This window comes from Flavobacterium maritimum, from assembly GCF_040049085.1.
Classification (GTDB): Bacteria; Bacteroidota; Bacteroidia; order Flavobacteriales; family Flavobacteriaceae; genus Flavobacterium; species Flavobacterium maritimum.
In genome coordinates this window covers 74,253-93,587 of record NZ_JBDLZY010000003.1, presented here as the reverse complement: position 1 = coordinate 93,587, position 19,335 = coordinate 74,253, and the positions used below count along the sequence as shown (strand labels likewise).

The following is a 19,335-nucleotide window of genomic DNA, read 5'->3' as shown; positions in this document are numbered from 1 at the left end:
TTCAGGCGAAATTAGCTGCTGATGCTAAGGCTAAAGCAGATGCCGAAGCTGCTCTTAAAGCGAAACAGGCTGCTGATGCCAAAACGAAAGCTGATGCCGATGCTGCCCTGCAAGCAAAATTAGCTGCTGATGCCAAAGCTAAAGCTGATGCAGATGCTGCTCTTCAAGCAAAATTAGCTGCTGACGCCAAAGCTAAAGCGGATGCTGATGCTGCCCTTCAGGTAAAATTAGATGCTGAAGCCAAAGCTAAAGCAGATGCCGAAGCTGCTCTTAAAGCAAAATTAGCCGCAGATGCTTTAGCGAAAGCAAATACTCCGAAAGATGAAAATGCCAAGTCGATGGATAATTTGACTCAAAACATAGAAACGTCTAATAAAAATCAGCAAGAGTTATTAGATCGATTAAATACTTCTGTAGCGAACAAAGAAAAGGATTTGAAAGAATTGCGAGAAGAAAATGATTTAAGTGAAAAAGGAATTTTTAAAGAACCGAAACCATTTAAGAGTACTGCTGCTGAAAATAGTGAGTTAGAATCTTTGAAATCACAATTGGCACAAGTTAGTAACAGTCAGAAACAATCCATAGAGCAATTGACGAATTTATATAATGAAAGAATCAAAAAAGGCTCTAATAAAAATGATGCATTAACTCAAAGTTATTTAACTACAATAAATAATTTAAAAGCAGAACAAGTTAAAGTACAACAGGCTAATACAGCTTTATTAAGTTCATTAGAGGAAATTAAAGTACAAACGGAAATAGAGAAAAAACGTAGAATTAAACGTGCTGCTTTTGAAACCGATCAGAGACGTTTTGAGCAAGATATGGCTACGTTAAAAAGAATTAAAGAGACCACAAATAGAAGTGCAACACCATTAAAGACCTCTGATTTTGATTTTGGTGTAGAGCAATCTAATATGCAGATTTTGAAAAAGGTGAAGAATGTTGAAAGTGGTTATTATCTAATTCTTGCCGTACATAATGAAGCGGGAAAAAGAGATGATTTCTTAACAAAAGTAGTTTCAACAGGAGAGCCAAATATTAATTTCTTTTATAATGTTAATTCAAGTGAATATTTTATTTATAATAATAAATTCGACAATTTACAAGATGCAACTAAGGCTTTGGAAACAAAAGGAGATAAGCCTTATAATAGTAAGATGATTATTATTAAAGTCGAAAAAGATTAGATTATTTAAATTTGATTAAGAACATTTGTTAATATAATAACTTTAAATCATTAAAATTTTGAATTAAAGTAAATTAAAAAATGCTTTATTTGTAAAAAAAAGAATTTGCAATAATATTACCATTACCGTATGATTTTCTTTTATACCACCCAAATGCCTCATTGGGTGATGTGTCAAGGGGAATTGTTAAAAAATAAATACCATGAAAAAACCTACTTTTTCAAAAGCAGTGTATGCTGTTTTTATTCTCTTTTTGAGCTTCACTTCAGTTGCACAGACTCTCAAACCTTTTGCAATTAGGAAGAATGTCGAGTTAAGAGGGAAAATGCTTGTAATAGGAAACAATATCCTAGGAAAAGACAATAATCCGCTTAATGATAATTCTGTCAATGAAAGCATATCTATGAAATATATAGATATTGACGGAGATGCTTCTACTTTCAGTTCAAGTAGTGCCGATCTTTTAGTGCCAAAAAAAGCAAATGGAAGCCCTACCACTTGTTACAGAATAACCTATGCCGCATTATACTGGGGAGCAATGCTCCAAAGTGGAAGCAGGACGAATATTAACAAGGTAAAATTAAAATTGCCTGGAGGGACAACGTATAATGATGTAAACGGTACTGTGATTTATGATGCGATTTCAACTCCGATAGTCCCAGATAATAATACACCCTATACCTGTTATGCAGATGTAACCAGTTTGTTATCTAATTTGCCAAGTTTAGCAGGGACGTATACTGTAGCTGATGTGGTTTCAAGTACCGGTTTTAATGGCTCAACGGGATTGTCTGCTGGTTGGACTCTTTTTGTTATTTATGAGGATCCTAGCCTTAACATGAAATCATTTACTACATTTGATGGTTTTTCTGCGCTTTATGATGGTCGTACAGAAACAATTCCTGTTACTGGATTTAGAACACCACAATCTGGCAATGTTGATTTACAATTTGCGTATGCAGCATTAGATGGGGATAAACCTGGTAATAAAAGTAAACTGGAATTTGGAACAAAAGAGGTATCGACTCCTTTAAGGGGGCCAGCAAATAATTTTTTTAATTCTACTATTGAAAACTCTTGGGGAGTTTCCGATCCAAGAAATCCATCAGGCAGCAATACCTTAGGATATGATACTGGGATGTTGGAAGTGAAGGGAGCAAATCCCGAGTATATTAAGAACAACCAGACTTCAACCAGTTTTACTTTGCAAGTAGCCAGGGGGCAGGCGGATCCTGTTTTTGCTTTTTTTGGTGCTTACGCAGTAGATATTATTGCGCCAAAAATTGATCTCACCAAAGTAGTAAAAAATACTTCAGGAACTGATATAGGTGGTGGCAATGTCAATTTAGCACAATCTTTAGTTTATGAAATCAGTTATCAAAGTACCGGGAATGACAACGTCACTAATTTCACCATTAAAGATGTACTTCCCCTAAATCTTGTTTTTGATCCTGCAACCGGAATAGATTATACCAATGCCGGAGGGGCAACATTGCAATCGTATGACGCAGCGACCAGAACACTTGTTTTTAATATTCCTTCTACATCTGTAGAAGTTAATGACGGGCTTTATACCATACGACTAAATGTACAGGTAGCGCCTGATTGTAACAGCTTGGCTACTGCCTGTTCCAATGAAATTAAAAATCAGGCTTTCGCGACCTATCAGGGTGTAATTAATACGGATGTAGTTCAAGAAGAAGGTAGTTATGCTTCTACAGTCTGTAAATTAGGTGCGCCTGAATCCACTAATTTTATAGTGGATATTTCCAATTGTACATTTACCCAAAATGTTATTTTATGCGGGTCAAGTGTAGTATTAAAAGCTTCAAATGGTTACAGTAATTATTCATGGTCAACAAGTTCGACTGGTTCGCCTGTTATTGGAACTGGACAAACCTTTACGGCTACGCAAACAGGGACTTATTATGTTCATAATACAGCGCCGCTAACATGTAAGGATATTGTTGAACAGATAACAGTTACGTATTTTGGAGTAACGAACACCAATCCGGTAATTCCTTATGCACAAGCACCTTACAGAGGAAATGTTGTAATCTGTCCGAATAACGGAAAACCTTTACCCAATCTTTTTCTATGTGGCGCCAATGATTCTCGTTTAATTAAAACAGGAATTAGTGATGCCGCATCTATTGTTTGGGAAAAATTAGATGAAGTAACTTGCCCTTCCACAGCGATTGCCAATTGTGCTAATGAAAATTTCGCAAGTAGTTGTTGGAAACAAGTGGGAACTGGACCGGATTATTTAGCCAATACTGCGGGACAGTTTAGAGTTACTTTGAATTATACAGGGGGGTGTTTCAGCCAGTTTTATTTTAATGTCTATCAAAACTTATTGGATCCTACTTTTACCAAAAAAGACATTATTTGTGGTACTCCGGGAAAAATTACTATTGGCGGTGTACCTACAGGATATGAATTCAGTTTAGACGGTGTAAATTATCAATTGAATAATCCGGAATTCATTATAACCACTGCAGGTAATTATACTGTTTATATCAAGCAACAAGGTGTAACAACTAATCCTTGTATTTTTCAAGTTCCAAATATTCTAGTTAATAGTCGAACGATGAATGTTAGAACCTTTATTGCACAACCGTCTTGTAACGGGATAAATGATGGTTCTGTTAAACTGATTGCTGAAAATGTTGAACCACAATATTATTTCAGTATTGAACAAGGAGGGGTACTAGTTAATAGTAGTGCTGGTCCTATTGCCGCTAATGAGTATACTTTTCCTAACTTAAGCCCAGGTGATTATGTAGTAAAAGTTTCAACAGATGATAATTGCATTTATGAGGATACTGTTAAGATAGTTAATCCGCCGTTGTTAAAAGTTACGGCCAACGTTACTAAACCAATAACCTGTGTTGATGGAGAAATAACTATAAATATTGAAGGGGGGACACCAAATTATAATTATTATGTAAATGGTACTGATGTTTTATTAAACTCAGCTTTGACATCATTTGCCTTTCCTGTTTCAGCGGCAGGTCGTTATGATATAAAGGTAGATGATTTAAATAATTGTCCAGCTGTTACCTCAATTGATGTTTCGGCAATAGCACCACCAGTTTATACGGTTGGTAAAACCGATGTTAAATGTTATGGTGATAACACGGGAGTAATTAGTTTTAATGTAGCGAATGCTAATGGTTATACTTTGGCATATAGTATCGATAACGGGGTTACCTATTTACCAGGATCATTGCCTACAGCTACATTTCCGAACTTAGCAGCTGGTACTTACAATACTATTGTGCGTTATACCTTAGGAACAGCGGTTTGTTATGGCACGATGGAAGTAATTACGATAACACAACCAAGCACGGCTCTAACTGCATCTGCAGGTGTATCCGAATTGGCTGGATGTGGGCCTTCTGGAGAAGGAAAAATAAGAATCACTAACCCACAAGGGGGGACGCCTTTTCCAGCACCTAATTATTATTTATATAGTTTTAACAATCAAGCTACATGGGTAACCAGCAATGAAGCTTATATGGCTCCTGGAACTTATACGGTTTATATTAAAGACTTCAATGGTTGTATCTATGCAATGCCAAATATTATTATTGAACCGGAGCCAGTTGCACCAACCATTGATGTAGCCAGCCCAGTTTTTAATTGCGACGGTTCTGCTAACAGCACGGTTACTATTACTAACCCCGGTGGAGCTAATTTTGAATATGGCTATTTATTGGATGGTAATGTAAATACAAATGTACCGTCAAATGTTTTTGTAAATGTTCCTTCAGGGTCACATACTGTTAGTGTTACGTATAAATTACTTACAGTACCAACCTATAGTAATTTGTTAAAAGAAGATTTTGGAAGTGGTTTAGAAGTTTCTTCACCAGGTATTAATACTAATTTCTGCTTTGAGAAGCAAAATTTCTTAACCTGTGATAAAAATGGGACATTAAATAACGGAGAATATACGGTTACCAATACTATTAAGAATGCTGTATATTCTGGTTGGCACAATCCGGTTGATCACACCAGCGGTAGCGCAACTGGTAGGTATTTAGCCGTTGATGCAGGTTACGCAATTCCAAATAATGCGGTTCTTTACAGAAAAACGATTAAAGATATTATTCCAAATCAACCTATTCAAGTTCGATTCTATGCAACAAATTTACTAAAAGTAGGTAACGGGCAACCAGACGCTTCTCTTACTGTTGAATTACAGAATAGTACTGGAACTGCATTATCATCCAGTTCAACTGGGGCGATACCAAAAACCAATGGTTGGGTAGAATACAACAGAACGATTGACCCAAGTAATAACACTACGTTAGATTTTGTATTGCGATTAGAAGTTGCTCAGGTCAACGGAATCGATTTTGCCGTTGATGACATAGAAGTGTACCAACTGCCTAAAACGTGTATTACCAAAGTAGATTTTCCTTTTGTAGTGCCAACTGGTCAAGCCTTTAGCGCGGCTGTTACAGGATTTAAAAATGTAACTTGTGCCGGGGCAAATAATGGTGAAATCACAATTGCTGCGCAAAATTTTAACTCTAGCTACCAATATACAATAGATGGTACTAATTGGACCACTGTGACAACTTCGCCTTATACCATTACAGGTTTATTGCCAGCGGCTTATAACGTACAGATACGATATGACGCGACTTCAACAGGGACTTGTGTAAAAACAATTCCGCAAACCATTACTGCTCCAACAGCTGTAACGGTTACTGCAACTATAACCAAAAATGCTACTTGTATTACTGGAGCGACTATTACTGCGGTAGGAGCAGGAGGAACACCCGCTTATCAATATGAGCTACGTGAATCCGATGGTACTACTGTAGTAACGGCTTTCACTAATAATAATGGAGTATTTATTGATGTTCCTGCAGGAAATTATACGGTTTTTGTAAGAGATGCAAATTTATGTATTAGCGCCGTTGGGGCTCCAGTAAATGTTGTGGTACCGGCAGCACCTACAGCAACTATAGTACCGAGTACGGCAATGTGTTTTGACCCTTTAACAGGGGCTCAAATAACAGTAAATATTAGTGGTGGAGTAGGACCATATAGTTACCAAACCAGCACCAATGGTGGAAGTACATATGGCGTTTCCAGTCCAACTTTTGCAGGACCAACATTTACTTATCCTGCCACAACTACGGGTACATATATGTTTAAGATAACAGATAGTAATGGTTGTTATGACGAAACATTGAGCCAAGTAATTAATGCTACAGTAACAGCTAATGCAGTTGTTACAACTGGATTGGACTGTGATGTTGCACCAGCAAACCAAGCAGTGATCACAGGAACTATCTCTGGGGGAACCGCTCCATTTACCGTAGTAAAAACTTCCGGAACAGGACCTGGAACGCTAGTACAGCCAACTGTAACTGGAAATACTTTTACCTATACTACTGGTGTAGCAAGTGCTTATACTTTTGAGATTACCGATGCATTAGGATGTAAAACTCCCGCTTCTGCAACCATAAATTCCTTAGTAGTGGTTACTGGTAACGCTATTGTTACCAATGAAACATGTGAAGCTCTTAATAACGGAAACGTTACTTTGGAAGCGCTTACCGGTGTAGCTCCTTTTACTTATAATTTTAATAATTTAGGATTTTCGGGTACAGTAACTTATGGCTCACTGTCAGGTTCTCTTGCTGGTACTTCATATCCTTATCAAATTAAAGATAATAAAGGCTGTATTTATAACGGGACAGCAATTGTATTCGAACCAACTCCTATTACAATTTCTGCATCTATCACAACAGCTTACACTTGTGATGGTCCGGCCACTATTACAGCTTCTGCTTCTGGAGGGAATGGTTCTTTTACTTATACTTTAAATAGAAATGGTAGTCCAGTAGCTTCAAATACAACTGGAATTTTTAATAATTTGAGTGTTGCAGGCAATTATACGGTAACAGTTACCGATGCAAAAAATTGTTCAGTTACATCTTCTCCACCGATGGTGATTTCTGCTTTGAATCCACCAGCGGCAATGACCATTGGTAACTCGGCGCTTACTTGCCCAACTAATAAAGCCACTGTGACTATTACTAATGTTATGAATAGTGCAGGAGTTTTAATTATGTCAGGTTTAGAGTATAGAATTGTTTCACCAACAGCCACTCCATTTCAATCAAGTAATTCTTTTGCAGGTTTAGACCCAGGGATTATTTATACTTTTGAAGTAAGAGATGCCAATAATTGCAGATATAGCAAGCCATATACTATAACACCATTACCAGTTTTTACAGTAGCTCTAAAATCATTTGTTAATGAAACTTGTTTAAATGCTGCAGATGGTTCTGCCATTTTTACCGCTTCAGGATTAACAATTGGTACGGGTTATACTTACAAAATTGACTCAAATTCTCCTGTTTCATTTACAGCTGTAGGAACTTCATTTGATATTCCAGCAACAGGATTAAGCGCTACTTCACATACAATTACTGTAACGAATACAACAACTACTTGTTTTGTTTCTGCAAATGTTTCAATTCTGCCTTCTACTGCATTAGTTTTAGCCCAAACAGCACTTACCCATGTGACTTGTAAAGCTAATGGTACTGCAATAATTAATGTTAGTGGCGGTTGGGGTACTTACACTTACGCGGTTACAGGCCCAGCACCATCGGGATCAACTATTACACAAAACAATAGCACATTTCCAAATTTATTGGCGGGTGATTATTCATTTATTGTTACTGATTTAAAAGGCTGCCCAATATCAGGAACTTTTACAATTAACGATAAAGTACTTCCTTCTGCAACTATAGCTGCCACTTCGGTATATTGTGCAGGCGGTGCTGGAGCGACTTTAATAGTAACTCCAAATACACAAACCAATTATACGTATAGTATTAATGGTGGAACACCTCTAACTACCGGAACTTTCTCAGGACTAACTCCAGGTAAATATACCATTCGAGTTACGGATACAGCAACCGGATGTTATATAGATTTAGCAGAACAAACGATAGCATCACCGGTAACGGCAAGCACTACTTTATTGGCTGATTTGGATTGTGAGGTAACGCCGGCATCTCCAGACGCTTCTATTCAGGTTACTATTGCTAATGGCTATCCTGATTATACCTATAAAGTAAATACAACGGGTGCTCCTTTTACAGGGACAGTTTATACTGTTGGAGCAGGAATAAAAGTATTTACTTATCCTGCTGCTGCAGCTGGAACGTATTATTTTGAAATTACAGATAGTAAAGGGTGTACGACCATTGTTTCGAGAACAATTAATGCGCTAGTAAAACCTGATTTTACAACTACTCAGGTTGATGTAAAATGTAAAACGGAAGCTACAGGAAGCATCACGGTAACGGGTGTTCCAGCTTCTGGAACTTACACTTATATATTAACACCAACTGCTCCAGTGGGGCCAGTTGTAACTCAAACGACTAATGTATTTAATAATCTAAAAGCAGGAACTTATGATGTTCAGGTGAAAGATGTAAAACAATGTCTATCTGATGCAAAAACAGTTACTATTAATGAGCCTTTATTTGGGTTGACAGCTACAGCAAATGTTACAACACCATTAACTTGTGGCGCTGGCAATGTATCACAAGCTGCTACGATAACTGTTACAATCGTTTTACCAGGGACACCATATAGTGGAGTATACCCATACAGATATAGTTATAATGGACAAGCACCTGTAACATCAAATACCTACACAACTAACACTCCGGGTGCAGTTACTGTTGTTGTATACGATGCAAATGGCTGTCCTTTTACTGTTCCTGTATCACCTGTGGTCGATGCATTGAATCCACCAACTGCTTTAGCTTTTGGACCAGCAAATACGATTACTTGTGATCCTAGTCAATTGGATACCGATTTAACAGTGACTGTTACCAATGGGGTAGCACCATTTAAATTTGAAATTACAAGCACAGATGCAGCAGTGGCACCAGCCACTCCAATTGCTACTGGTGTTAATGCTCAAGCTCATACCTTTACAAATTTAGTTCCGGGTACTTATTTCTTTAAAGTTACCGATGCAAATAATTGTACTATTACAGGTCAGTATAAAATTGATGCCGTTGTTCCTATTCAGGTTTCAGGTTCAATCGTTACAAATGTTACTTGTAATGCAGGAACTGATGGTGTAATTAAATTTACAGTTTCAGGTAATAGAGCTTCAACTTATGGTTATACATTGGTAGGTAGCGTTTCTGGAACAATTGCAGGAGGAACAAAAGTTTTAGATGTTATTACATACTCTGGACTACAAGGAAATGAAACCTATACTTTCACGGTTACAAATAATGATACTAAGTGTTCCGCTAGTGCAGCAGTGTCTTTATCCGAACCTGCAGCCATTACGCCTTTATCAATACTAGCAGCTTCTAAAGTATTCTGTACGGAAGTCAATAGTACCATTAAAGTGACGGCTACAGGCGGAACAGCACCATTATATTATGCAGTAGTAAAATTAGGAAACACTCCTGTTTTTCCTGGAGATTACAACACTACAGGTGTTTTTACCAAAGATACTAGTGTCGATGGTTTGAATTATGTAGCTTATGTAGTAGATAAAAACGGGAATTGTCCTCAAAATATCCCAGTAAATGTAGTAAACGATGCAGCACCAACTGTTGATACTCCGCCTGCACAATGTTATACGGGAAGTCCTTTTACAATTACTATGTCTGGAAATGTATTTACAGGATCTTCTATACAATATGGTATCAATGGTGTTTATACCACCAATCCTATTAAAACTATTTCGGCAGCAGGAAGTTATAATCTTACTGTTAAAGATGACAATGGGTGTATATCTCCAGTAGTAGTTTATGATGTAAATAATCAGTTGACGATTGGAGCAATTTTAGACAAAGATCTTACATGTGCTTTTGTACCTCCTTTCACTTCTAATGATGCGCAAATTACTTTGTCAGCTGGTGGAGGAACCGGTACCTATACTTATGAGTACAAAGTTGGAACAGGAGGAACGTATTTGCCTGTAACTGGTAATGTATATAAACCAACCGTAGACGGTGATTATTATTTTAGAGTTACTTCAGGAGGATGTCCTGCTGAAACTACCGTTCCAGTTACAGTTACTGATAAGGTAGATCCAGAAATAACAGCTATCACGCAAACACAATTTATAAAATGCAGCGGGGATGAAACTGCTGCAATTAAAATTGATATTGACAATGCGAAAGGATTAGCACCATTTGTATTTAATGTTACGCAATATTCAGACCTTGCCCATACAGCATTCGTTAAGGATTATGGCACACAAACTACAGGTTTGGCTGCTGGCTTTTATGTGATAACAGTTACTGATGCTAAAGGCTGTACCGATACTGATGAAATTGAAATTGTTGGGAAAGATCCAATTGATTTTAATTTAACAAAAATTGATATTCAATGTGCAGGAGGGGCATATACATTAGGTTCTATAACTGTAGAAAATGTTGTTGGTGGTACCGCACCATACAAATATTTTATTACAAATAACTTTGGGGATGTGATCGCACCACCAAATCCATACGTTACTACTGGATCGGAAGATTATACATTTAGTAGTATACTTAATTTTGGTATTTATACAATAAATGTTGTAGATGCTAATGGATGTAATTTTAGTAGACAAATCCCAATGACTTCTCCTCCAGATGATTTGGAAGTAATAATTGATACTGCAGCACCAAATTGTACTGATGGTACTGCTACAATTACTGTTAAAGCTACGCCTTTAGGCAGTAATTATACTTTTGGTATTGTTGAAAGTAATACTCCTCCATTTTCATCTAATATGGTAAGTCCAAATAATGGGATAGATTCTCATATTTTTACAGGTTTAACTCCTGGAGTAACTTATGCGTTTGTTGTTCATGATGGAGATACAGGATGTGATTTTGTAAACATCGCAGATATTCCTATTCCAGCAGCTTCAACACTTGTACCGACAATTACACCTCATAATGTTACTTGTATAAATGAGGACGATGGTTATGTAGCTTTTTCGATCACGGGTTACGATGCAACAGCAACGTCTATCGATTATCAGGTTTTTGCCGGATTAAGTAACGATGCTGTAAGCGGGATTTTAACTTACACAATTGGTGATCCTTTCCCTGTTAATTATCCTGCCTTGCCTGCATTACCAGCCGCACAGGTTGGAAATTTGGTTCCGGGCCAATATTATATAGTATTTACTGAAAGAGGAGGAGTTAATGATGGTTGTAAAATGGCATCATCAGTTTTTGATATAAAAGAATCGTCTATCGAATTATCAGTTACTGCTTTACCATTTAAAAACGAAAATTGTACTGATTTAGGTATTATCATAGCAGAAGCTAAAGATGGTACCGCTCCTTATGAATATTTGGTGAATACTTCGGGAACAGTTCCTGATGCTTCTACTTCCGGTTGGCAACCTAGTGGTACTTTTAACTTGGCAGCTAACTTAGCAGGAGAGTCCTATTATGTTTTCGCTAAAGATGCTAATGGTTGTATTCAAGCTGCAACTTCTGTAATTTTAGATAAAGATCCAGACCCTGTTTTTGACTTATCTGTTCCAATCAAATGTGCTTCCGAAGGTAATTTTGTAGTTGATGTATTAGTTACTGATCCAACACCTTCAATGGCGCCTTATGCGGTAAGTGTAAACGGTGGTACTTTTAAAAGTTTTACCGGATTAACCTACTCAGCAACGGGTCTTAATTCAGGTACACAAACAATTGTAATTCAGGATAAAAACGGTTGTCCGGTTACGCATACAATTGATATAGTGGCAACGCCATTGGCAGCAGCCGTTGTATTTAAACCTTTAGATTGTTCTGCTAGTCCAGCTGCTATCGCAGATGCTACTATTACAGTTACAATTTCTGAAGGAACAAGACCTTATACCTACCAGGCTTATAAAAATAATGCAGTTTTTGGTGCTCCGGTAACTTTAGGTTTAACAGATGTAACATTCAATTATCCCGTAGCTGAGGCTGATTATGGAACTTATAAATTCTTGATTACCGATGCTAATAGTTGTCCAATAGAAACTAATGATGTTATTATTGAGCAGATTATTCCAATTTTTCCGGCATCTAATCCAATCCAACCATTGTGTAATGGAGGAGCAGGTATTATCGAACTGTCAGCGACAGGAGGAAGAGGACCATATAAATATAATTTTAATAGTTTAGGATTTTCTGATATAAATATTTATTCAGTAACTGCAGGAACTTATCCTTATATCGTAAGAGATGCTTTAGGATGTGAAGAAACAGGTTCAGCAATTTTAGGCGAGCCAACAGCAGTTGTAGTTGGAACACCAGCAGTAACTCCGTTAACATGTGGACCTGGCAATATTGGTCAAGCTGCTGAAGTTGATTTAACATTGGTAGGATCTGGTGGTTCAGGAACGTTTTTATATAGTTTTGATGGAAGTGCATTTAGTACTGAAACTAAATATATCGTTGACGATACCGGATCAGACCAACTTGGTATTGCTTATGCGGTTCAAGATGAGAATGGTTGCGAGGCTGCCGGAACAATTGATATTTTCAAACTGAATCCTCCAACGAATTTTGATATTACTCAAGCACGTCCGATTACTTGTACTGATTTGACAAGTAACGTAACACTTTCGAATTTTGTTAATGGAGTTGCTCCTTTAACGTATCAAATCATTTCGTCAACAGGATCGCCAATAGTTGATAACGGTATTGATCCAATTTTCGTTAATTTATTGCCTGGAGACTATGTGTTCCAAGTTAAGGATGCAAATAATTGTGTGAAACAATTGCCTTTTGAGATTACAGATGTAGTTAAAATCGATATTGTTGAACAATCAAACACAGGTGTTACTTGTTTTACAGCGACTGATGGAAAAGCCAGTTTCTTCGTATCAGGTTTTGCTGCGACGACTACTTACCACTACGAAGTGGATGGCGCTCCGGTTGTGATTGCAGGTGTTAGTAATTTTTCTGCACCAACAATTGATTTAACAGGATTAACGGCGGGTCCACATACTATCGAAGTATTTGATAATGCAACAAATTGTTCAAAACTAATCAATTTCGTTATTGAAGCTCCAACGGCTACTTTAGCGATTACTAAAATCGTTACACCACTAGGCTGTACAACTTTTGGTGCGGTAACTATTACAGCTACTGGCGGATGGGGTAATTACGAATATAGCCTAACCCAGCCAGATGCGACTGTTTTAATTAATAACACAGGTGTTTTTGGAGGTCTTACGCAAGCAGGACTTTATAATATATCAGTAAAAGATGCTAATGGTTGTGTGGTGACAGATTCATTCAATTTATTGGCACCAGTTAATCCAACGGCTACTATTGATGTAACATCAGATTATTGCTACGATGGCACTAATGCTGCAACACTGGTTGTAAATGCGGCTTCAACGTCTACGTTTGTAGTGACGCCTTTTGAGTACAGTATTGACAATGGAGTTACTTTCCAATTATCGAATACATTCAATAACTTAACTCCTGGTAGTTATGATATTGTAGTAAAAGATGCTTATGGATGTAAATCAATAGTGCCTGTTAACACTGTGATTGAGCCGCAGCTTTTTGCTACGGTACAAAACACAAAAGATATTTCTTGTACAGGAGTTGTTGATGGTACGATTAAAATATCTGCAGTTGGCGGTGATGGTTCTTATACGTATACTGTTGCCAAAGATGGCGGCATGCCTTCTGCTCCAATCGCGTTTCCTGCAGGATTAGATGCGGCTAACTATACAGTTACAGGACCGGGAAGTTATACTTTTGTAGTATATGATGCCAGAAGTTGTTCTTACACGGTTGCCAATGCAATTGTGATGGTTGATCCAACTCAGGTTACGTATACTGCGACTCCTACCTCGCCAAATTGTTTAGCGCCACAAGGAAATGCAAGTAATGGTTCTATTTTAGTGACTTTAGACGCTACAAATGATAATCCGGATTATACCTATACAATTGTTAGAACTGTTCCTGCAGGATTTACTAAAACTCAAGTTAACAATGGGTTATTCACTGGATTAACAGTTGGTACTTATAATGTAACGGTTACTTCAGCAAGAGGTTGTGCCACTCCACAAACAGTGACTATTAATAATCCAGTTGCAGTAGTGGCTAGTGCATCTCCATCGCCATTTACATGTTCGGCTACGAATACATTGAATGAGACAATTGTTACAGTTAGAGGTACAGGAGGTTCAGGAACAGGTGCTGTTTTAGATTATACCTATAGTGAAAACGGAACCAATTGGAAATTAACCAATACATTTAAAGTTTTTGATACTGGAGTAGCTCAAACCTTAACGTATTATGTTAGAGATGCAAATGGTTGTATTGATGATACGCAAGTTCTAATTGCTCCATTCCCTAAATTAATTTCGGCTGTTGCTACATATGGTCCAGTAATGGATTGTATTAACAACCAACAAGTAATGAATGTGCTAATTACTGGTGGTAGCAATACTCCAAATCCATTTACATATCAAGTTTATCAGGATGGTGTTGTTTTAGGAGGATTAGGTACTGTTGTAGGTAATTCTTTTACCTATAATGCGCCTACAGCAGGTCATTATTACGAGTTTGAAATCTTTGATAATAATACAGGATGTAGCATAAAATCAATCATAAATGACGTTCCATTATTCAATAAAATCAATGTAATTGCATCTACGGCTGCTAATGCTAAATGTAATTTAGATGCTAATGGAGCTATAGAAATTAATGTAATAGGTTATACTGGCGCATATACTTATGAAGTATTTAACGGTGTAACCTCAGTAACCAGTGGTTCTCATGATACAACGATTTCAAATCCATTTGTAATTCCTTTCGGATTAGTTGCGGGAACCAATTATACAGTTGTTGTTACTGAAACTGCTTATCCTCGTTGTACAACAACTTCAAATGTTGTTGCCATTACGGAACCTCCGGTTTTAGACTTGTCAGCATCTATAACAGTGGTGAATCAAAATTGCAACAACGCAGGTGCAGTTATTACTGTTCCTATTGCTTCTGTTACAGGAGGTACTCTAGGTTATACTTATGCGTTTGTTCCAGCAGGTACATCGCCAGCAGGTTCATTCACGCCTTCAAATACCAAAACAATTGTAACAACGCAAATAAGCCCAGCTTTTGATGCTATCGATGTTTGGGTACAAGATGCGAATGGTTGTACAGATGTTCAAACGGTTCAAATTTCAGTAGATCCAATGCCAATTATTACCGCTGTAGTAGCTACACAATGTCCTAGTGCAACAGGTACTTATGATATTACGGTAACGGCTTCAGGATTTAGTCCAGATTTGGAATACAGTTTGGACATTAATAGTTGGCAACTTAATAATAATGTCTTGACAGTAACTTCACCGGGTAACTATACTGTTACTGTTCGTGATGCCAATCAATGTACTGCTACGTGGGCAATTCCGGTTACTGTTTTAGAACCATTACAACTGCGAGCCGATTTAACAACTATTCCAACTTGTTTGAGTGCCAATGGTGAAGTGACTTTAACAGCAAGCGGAGGAACAATTCCAGCTAGTTATGAATACAGCCAGGATGGTACGAATTATGTTGCTGGAAATGTGTTTAGCGGTTTAACACCAAGTCTCACTCCCTATACTTTCTATGTGAGAGATTTAGTTACTACTTGTGTGAAAAGTGTTTCGATTACAATTACTGCTCCAAACACTGTAATTGATTTCGCTTTATCTAAAACAGATGTTACTTGTAATGGAGATAGTGACGGAACTATAACAGTTAATTTGACAACACCAACTTTAACGGTAAATAATAATCCGTTATATACTTATGCGTTGAATGGAACAACTGTTACGGCAACTGCTGTAAATGTTGGGCCTCAAAATTCACCATTATTCAGTGGTCTGCCAGCAGGAACTTATACCGTGACAGTAACTTCGGGTCTTGGCTGTACAGCAACGCAAACTGTTAGCGTAGTACAACCAAATCCAATGGTAGTGCCAGCACCAACTGTAGTACCATTTGGTTGTACATCTGGTAATACAGCTAATTTTGCTACGATTACTGTAAATGGAGTAACCGGTGGATCTGGTTCTTATTTGAACTATGAGTTTATCAAAATAGGAACACCAAATACACAAGTACAATTTGGCTCTAGCAATATATATACCGAAGCTAACTTAACCGGTGGTTCTTATATTGTCAATGTATATGACAGCAAAGGTTGTATGGGAACTACCGCAGCACCAATTGTGATTGATCCTTTTGTCGAATTGGATAAGGTAAATGTTGTGGTGAACCAAGCCATTACTTGTACAAATTTAGAAGACATCACCGTTTCGGTGACGACTATCGGTGGCACACCAGCTAGTTTATTATATACTCTTGTTGACGTAGACGCAGCTACTGGTACAACAGGTACATTGTATCCTAGTCAAACCAATCCAACAGGTATCTTTACTGATTTACCAGTAGCGAATTACTTGATCACGGTGACTAATCCAGCAACCGGATGTATTATAGAAGAAGTACATTATGTAAATGAGCCAAATACTTTCGATTTAACTATTGACAGCATTGTTGATGTTATTTGTTTAGGTGATGCTAATGGAAGTGCAAGAGTAACTTTGATTGATAGAGTTACTTCGCCAACAGATGAAGCAGGGCCGTTTGATTATACCGTTTATGATATTGCTAATCCATTGGCACCAGTAATAGTTGTACCAACGACTAACAGTCCAACTTTTGGTCCGATAACACTTAATGGTTTAAGAGCAGGTACTTACATGATTTCTGCTGCCCTAACCAATTCCCCTTACTGTATTGTGAGTAAAAACTTCACAATTACAGGACCAACAGCCGCGTTAGTCATTAGTGAAACACATACTGATATTACTTGTGTTGCAGGTAATAATGACGGAACAATTACAGCTTCAGCTACAGGTGGATGGAGTAGTGATTATGAATTCGAATTAGTGGGACCAGTTAACGTTGCCTATTCTGCTCAAACAAACTTTACTGGTTTAACAGCAGGGAACTATACTGTAAATGTTAGAGATAGTAAAGGTTGCATCGCCACAACGACAGTTAATTTATCTAATCCAACACCTATTGTATTTACGGCAGCGCCTAGTACAACACTATTGGCTTGTTATGGAGACACAAGTGCCAGTATAACGGCATCGGTACCTACAGGTGGTCAAGGATCAAATTATATGTATACCTTAAATACGACATCTTTGGTGCCTGCTACATCAAATGGTCCTCAAACTTCTCCAACGTTTAATGGTTTGGGTGCAGGAACCTACACGATAACTGTTACAGACGGTTATAGTTGTAGTGCGACTTCATCTTCAATTACTATAGTTGAACCTGCAGAAGTGATTGCCAGTTTGGTTGTAGCATCTAGTCAGACATGTTTAACTCAAGCTTCGCTTACTTTGAGTGCAACAGGAGGGACTGGTATTTATACCTATAGCGCCGATCCTACTTTTGCTTCAAATCTTGGTACTTTCACAAATTCTGTGACGTTCCAAGTGCCAGTTGGAACCTATCATTATTATGTGAAAGATGCTAACGGTTGTGTGAGCGTACTATCAAATGATATTGAGGTATTGCCATTAGAGGCACTTATCTTAAATGTGGATTCCAGCAATGCAGTAATCAATTGCAAAGGCGATCTTACCGGTGTAATTGTTGCTACAGCACAAGGAGGTTTAGGAAATTATGTGTATACATTACTTGACGGAGCTGGCTTGCCTATTGTACCAGCGCCAACACAAGTAACTCCGGGTGATTTCACAGGTTTGGCTGCAGGATTCTACAAGGTGAGAGTAGACAGTGGAGATTGTAATACGACCACGGTTTCTGCATTAGAAATAAAAGAGCCTTTGACACCAATCAGTGAAACACATTCTGTAGTTAATGTCACTTGTTTTGGAGAAGGAAACGGACAAATAATTATGACAGCCTCTGGAGGTACAGGTATTATTAAATATGCTATTTCTCCTAGAATGGATCAATTTTTTGAGTCTGGAACTTTCGTAAACCTTGAGCCAGGTCTTTATGATGTTCTCGCTCAGGATGAAAACGGATGTTATATTTATCTAACAGGTATTGCTATTATTGAGCCATCACCTCTAACAGCGTCACTAACTGCTGGTTCATTGCTTCCAGAAATTTGTTTTGGAGATAATGATGGTGCTTTCAGTGTTGATATTAGTGGAGGAACAATGCCATATAGTGTAAGTTTAGATGATATTAATGGAACTTATACAACTGGTATTGTTGGGCAAACTCAATTTGACTTTACAGGATTAGCCGGTGGAGCTCATACAGTATACGTGAAAGATTTCAACGGTTGCCTTTATGAATTAATTGTTGATATGCCAGAATCGGTAAAAATTGACCCAATTGCTACAGTAGATTATGGCTGTGTGAATAATTCAGCCAGTAATTCTGTTACGGTAACTGTTGATGCAAGTATTACTAATCCTGCAGATGTAGATTATTCTCTAGACGGTGCTCCATATCAATTAGGTAATGTGTTTACAAACGTTGCTCCTGGAGTTGGTCATTATATAGATGTAAGACATACTAATGGTTGTATTCAAAGAACGACGACTTTTGATATCGCACAGATCGATCCATTGGCAGTTATTTTGAATGATGGTGGACTGAATGAAATTGTTGCTACAACAACAGGTGGTTCTGGTACTTACCAATATACTTTTAATGGAGAGTCTACTGGTACCAAAAACACTTTCATCTACTACAAATCGGGAGATTATACTGTTGAGGTAACGGATTCAAATGGCTGTACGGTAACAGCTACGAGATATTTTGAGTTTATCGATATAAAAATTCCAAATGTATTTACACCAAATGGTGATGGAAATAATGATGGATGGACGCCGACAAATACTATCAATTATCCTGATTTGGTATTCCACGTATTTGACAGATACGGACGTAAAGTGGGTACTTTTGGAGAAGGGCAATTTTGGGATGGTAAGTACAACGGTACAGAATTGCCAACAGGAGATTACTGGTATGTTCTGAAATTGAAAAATGACAAAGACGCACGAGAATTTGTTGGTCATTTCACTTTGTACAGATAATTATAAATGAAGAGGATTTTATCTCTATAAAAGATTTCA

The 19,335-nt window shown here is 37.6% G+C and carries 1 protein-coding gene and 1 pseudogene; both read left to right on the top strand.

Annotated elements, in window-relative coordinates; genetic code table 11:
• A pseudogene (locus ABEB23_RS07735) lies at positions 1-1,190 on the top strand (PorP/SprF family type IX secretion system membrane protein); the annotation flags it as partial.
• Between the two features lie 202 nt (positions 1,191-1,392).
• On the top strand, positions 1,393-19,296 hold the full coding sequence (locus ABEB23_RS07730; RefSeq protein WP_348811958.1) for a T9SS type B sorting domain-containing protein: 17,904 nt from the start codon (positions 1,393-1,395) through the stop codon (positions 19,294-19,296).
• Positions 19,297-19,335 lie beyond the last annotated feature (39 nt).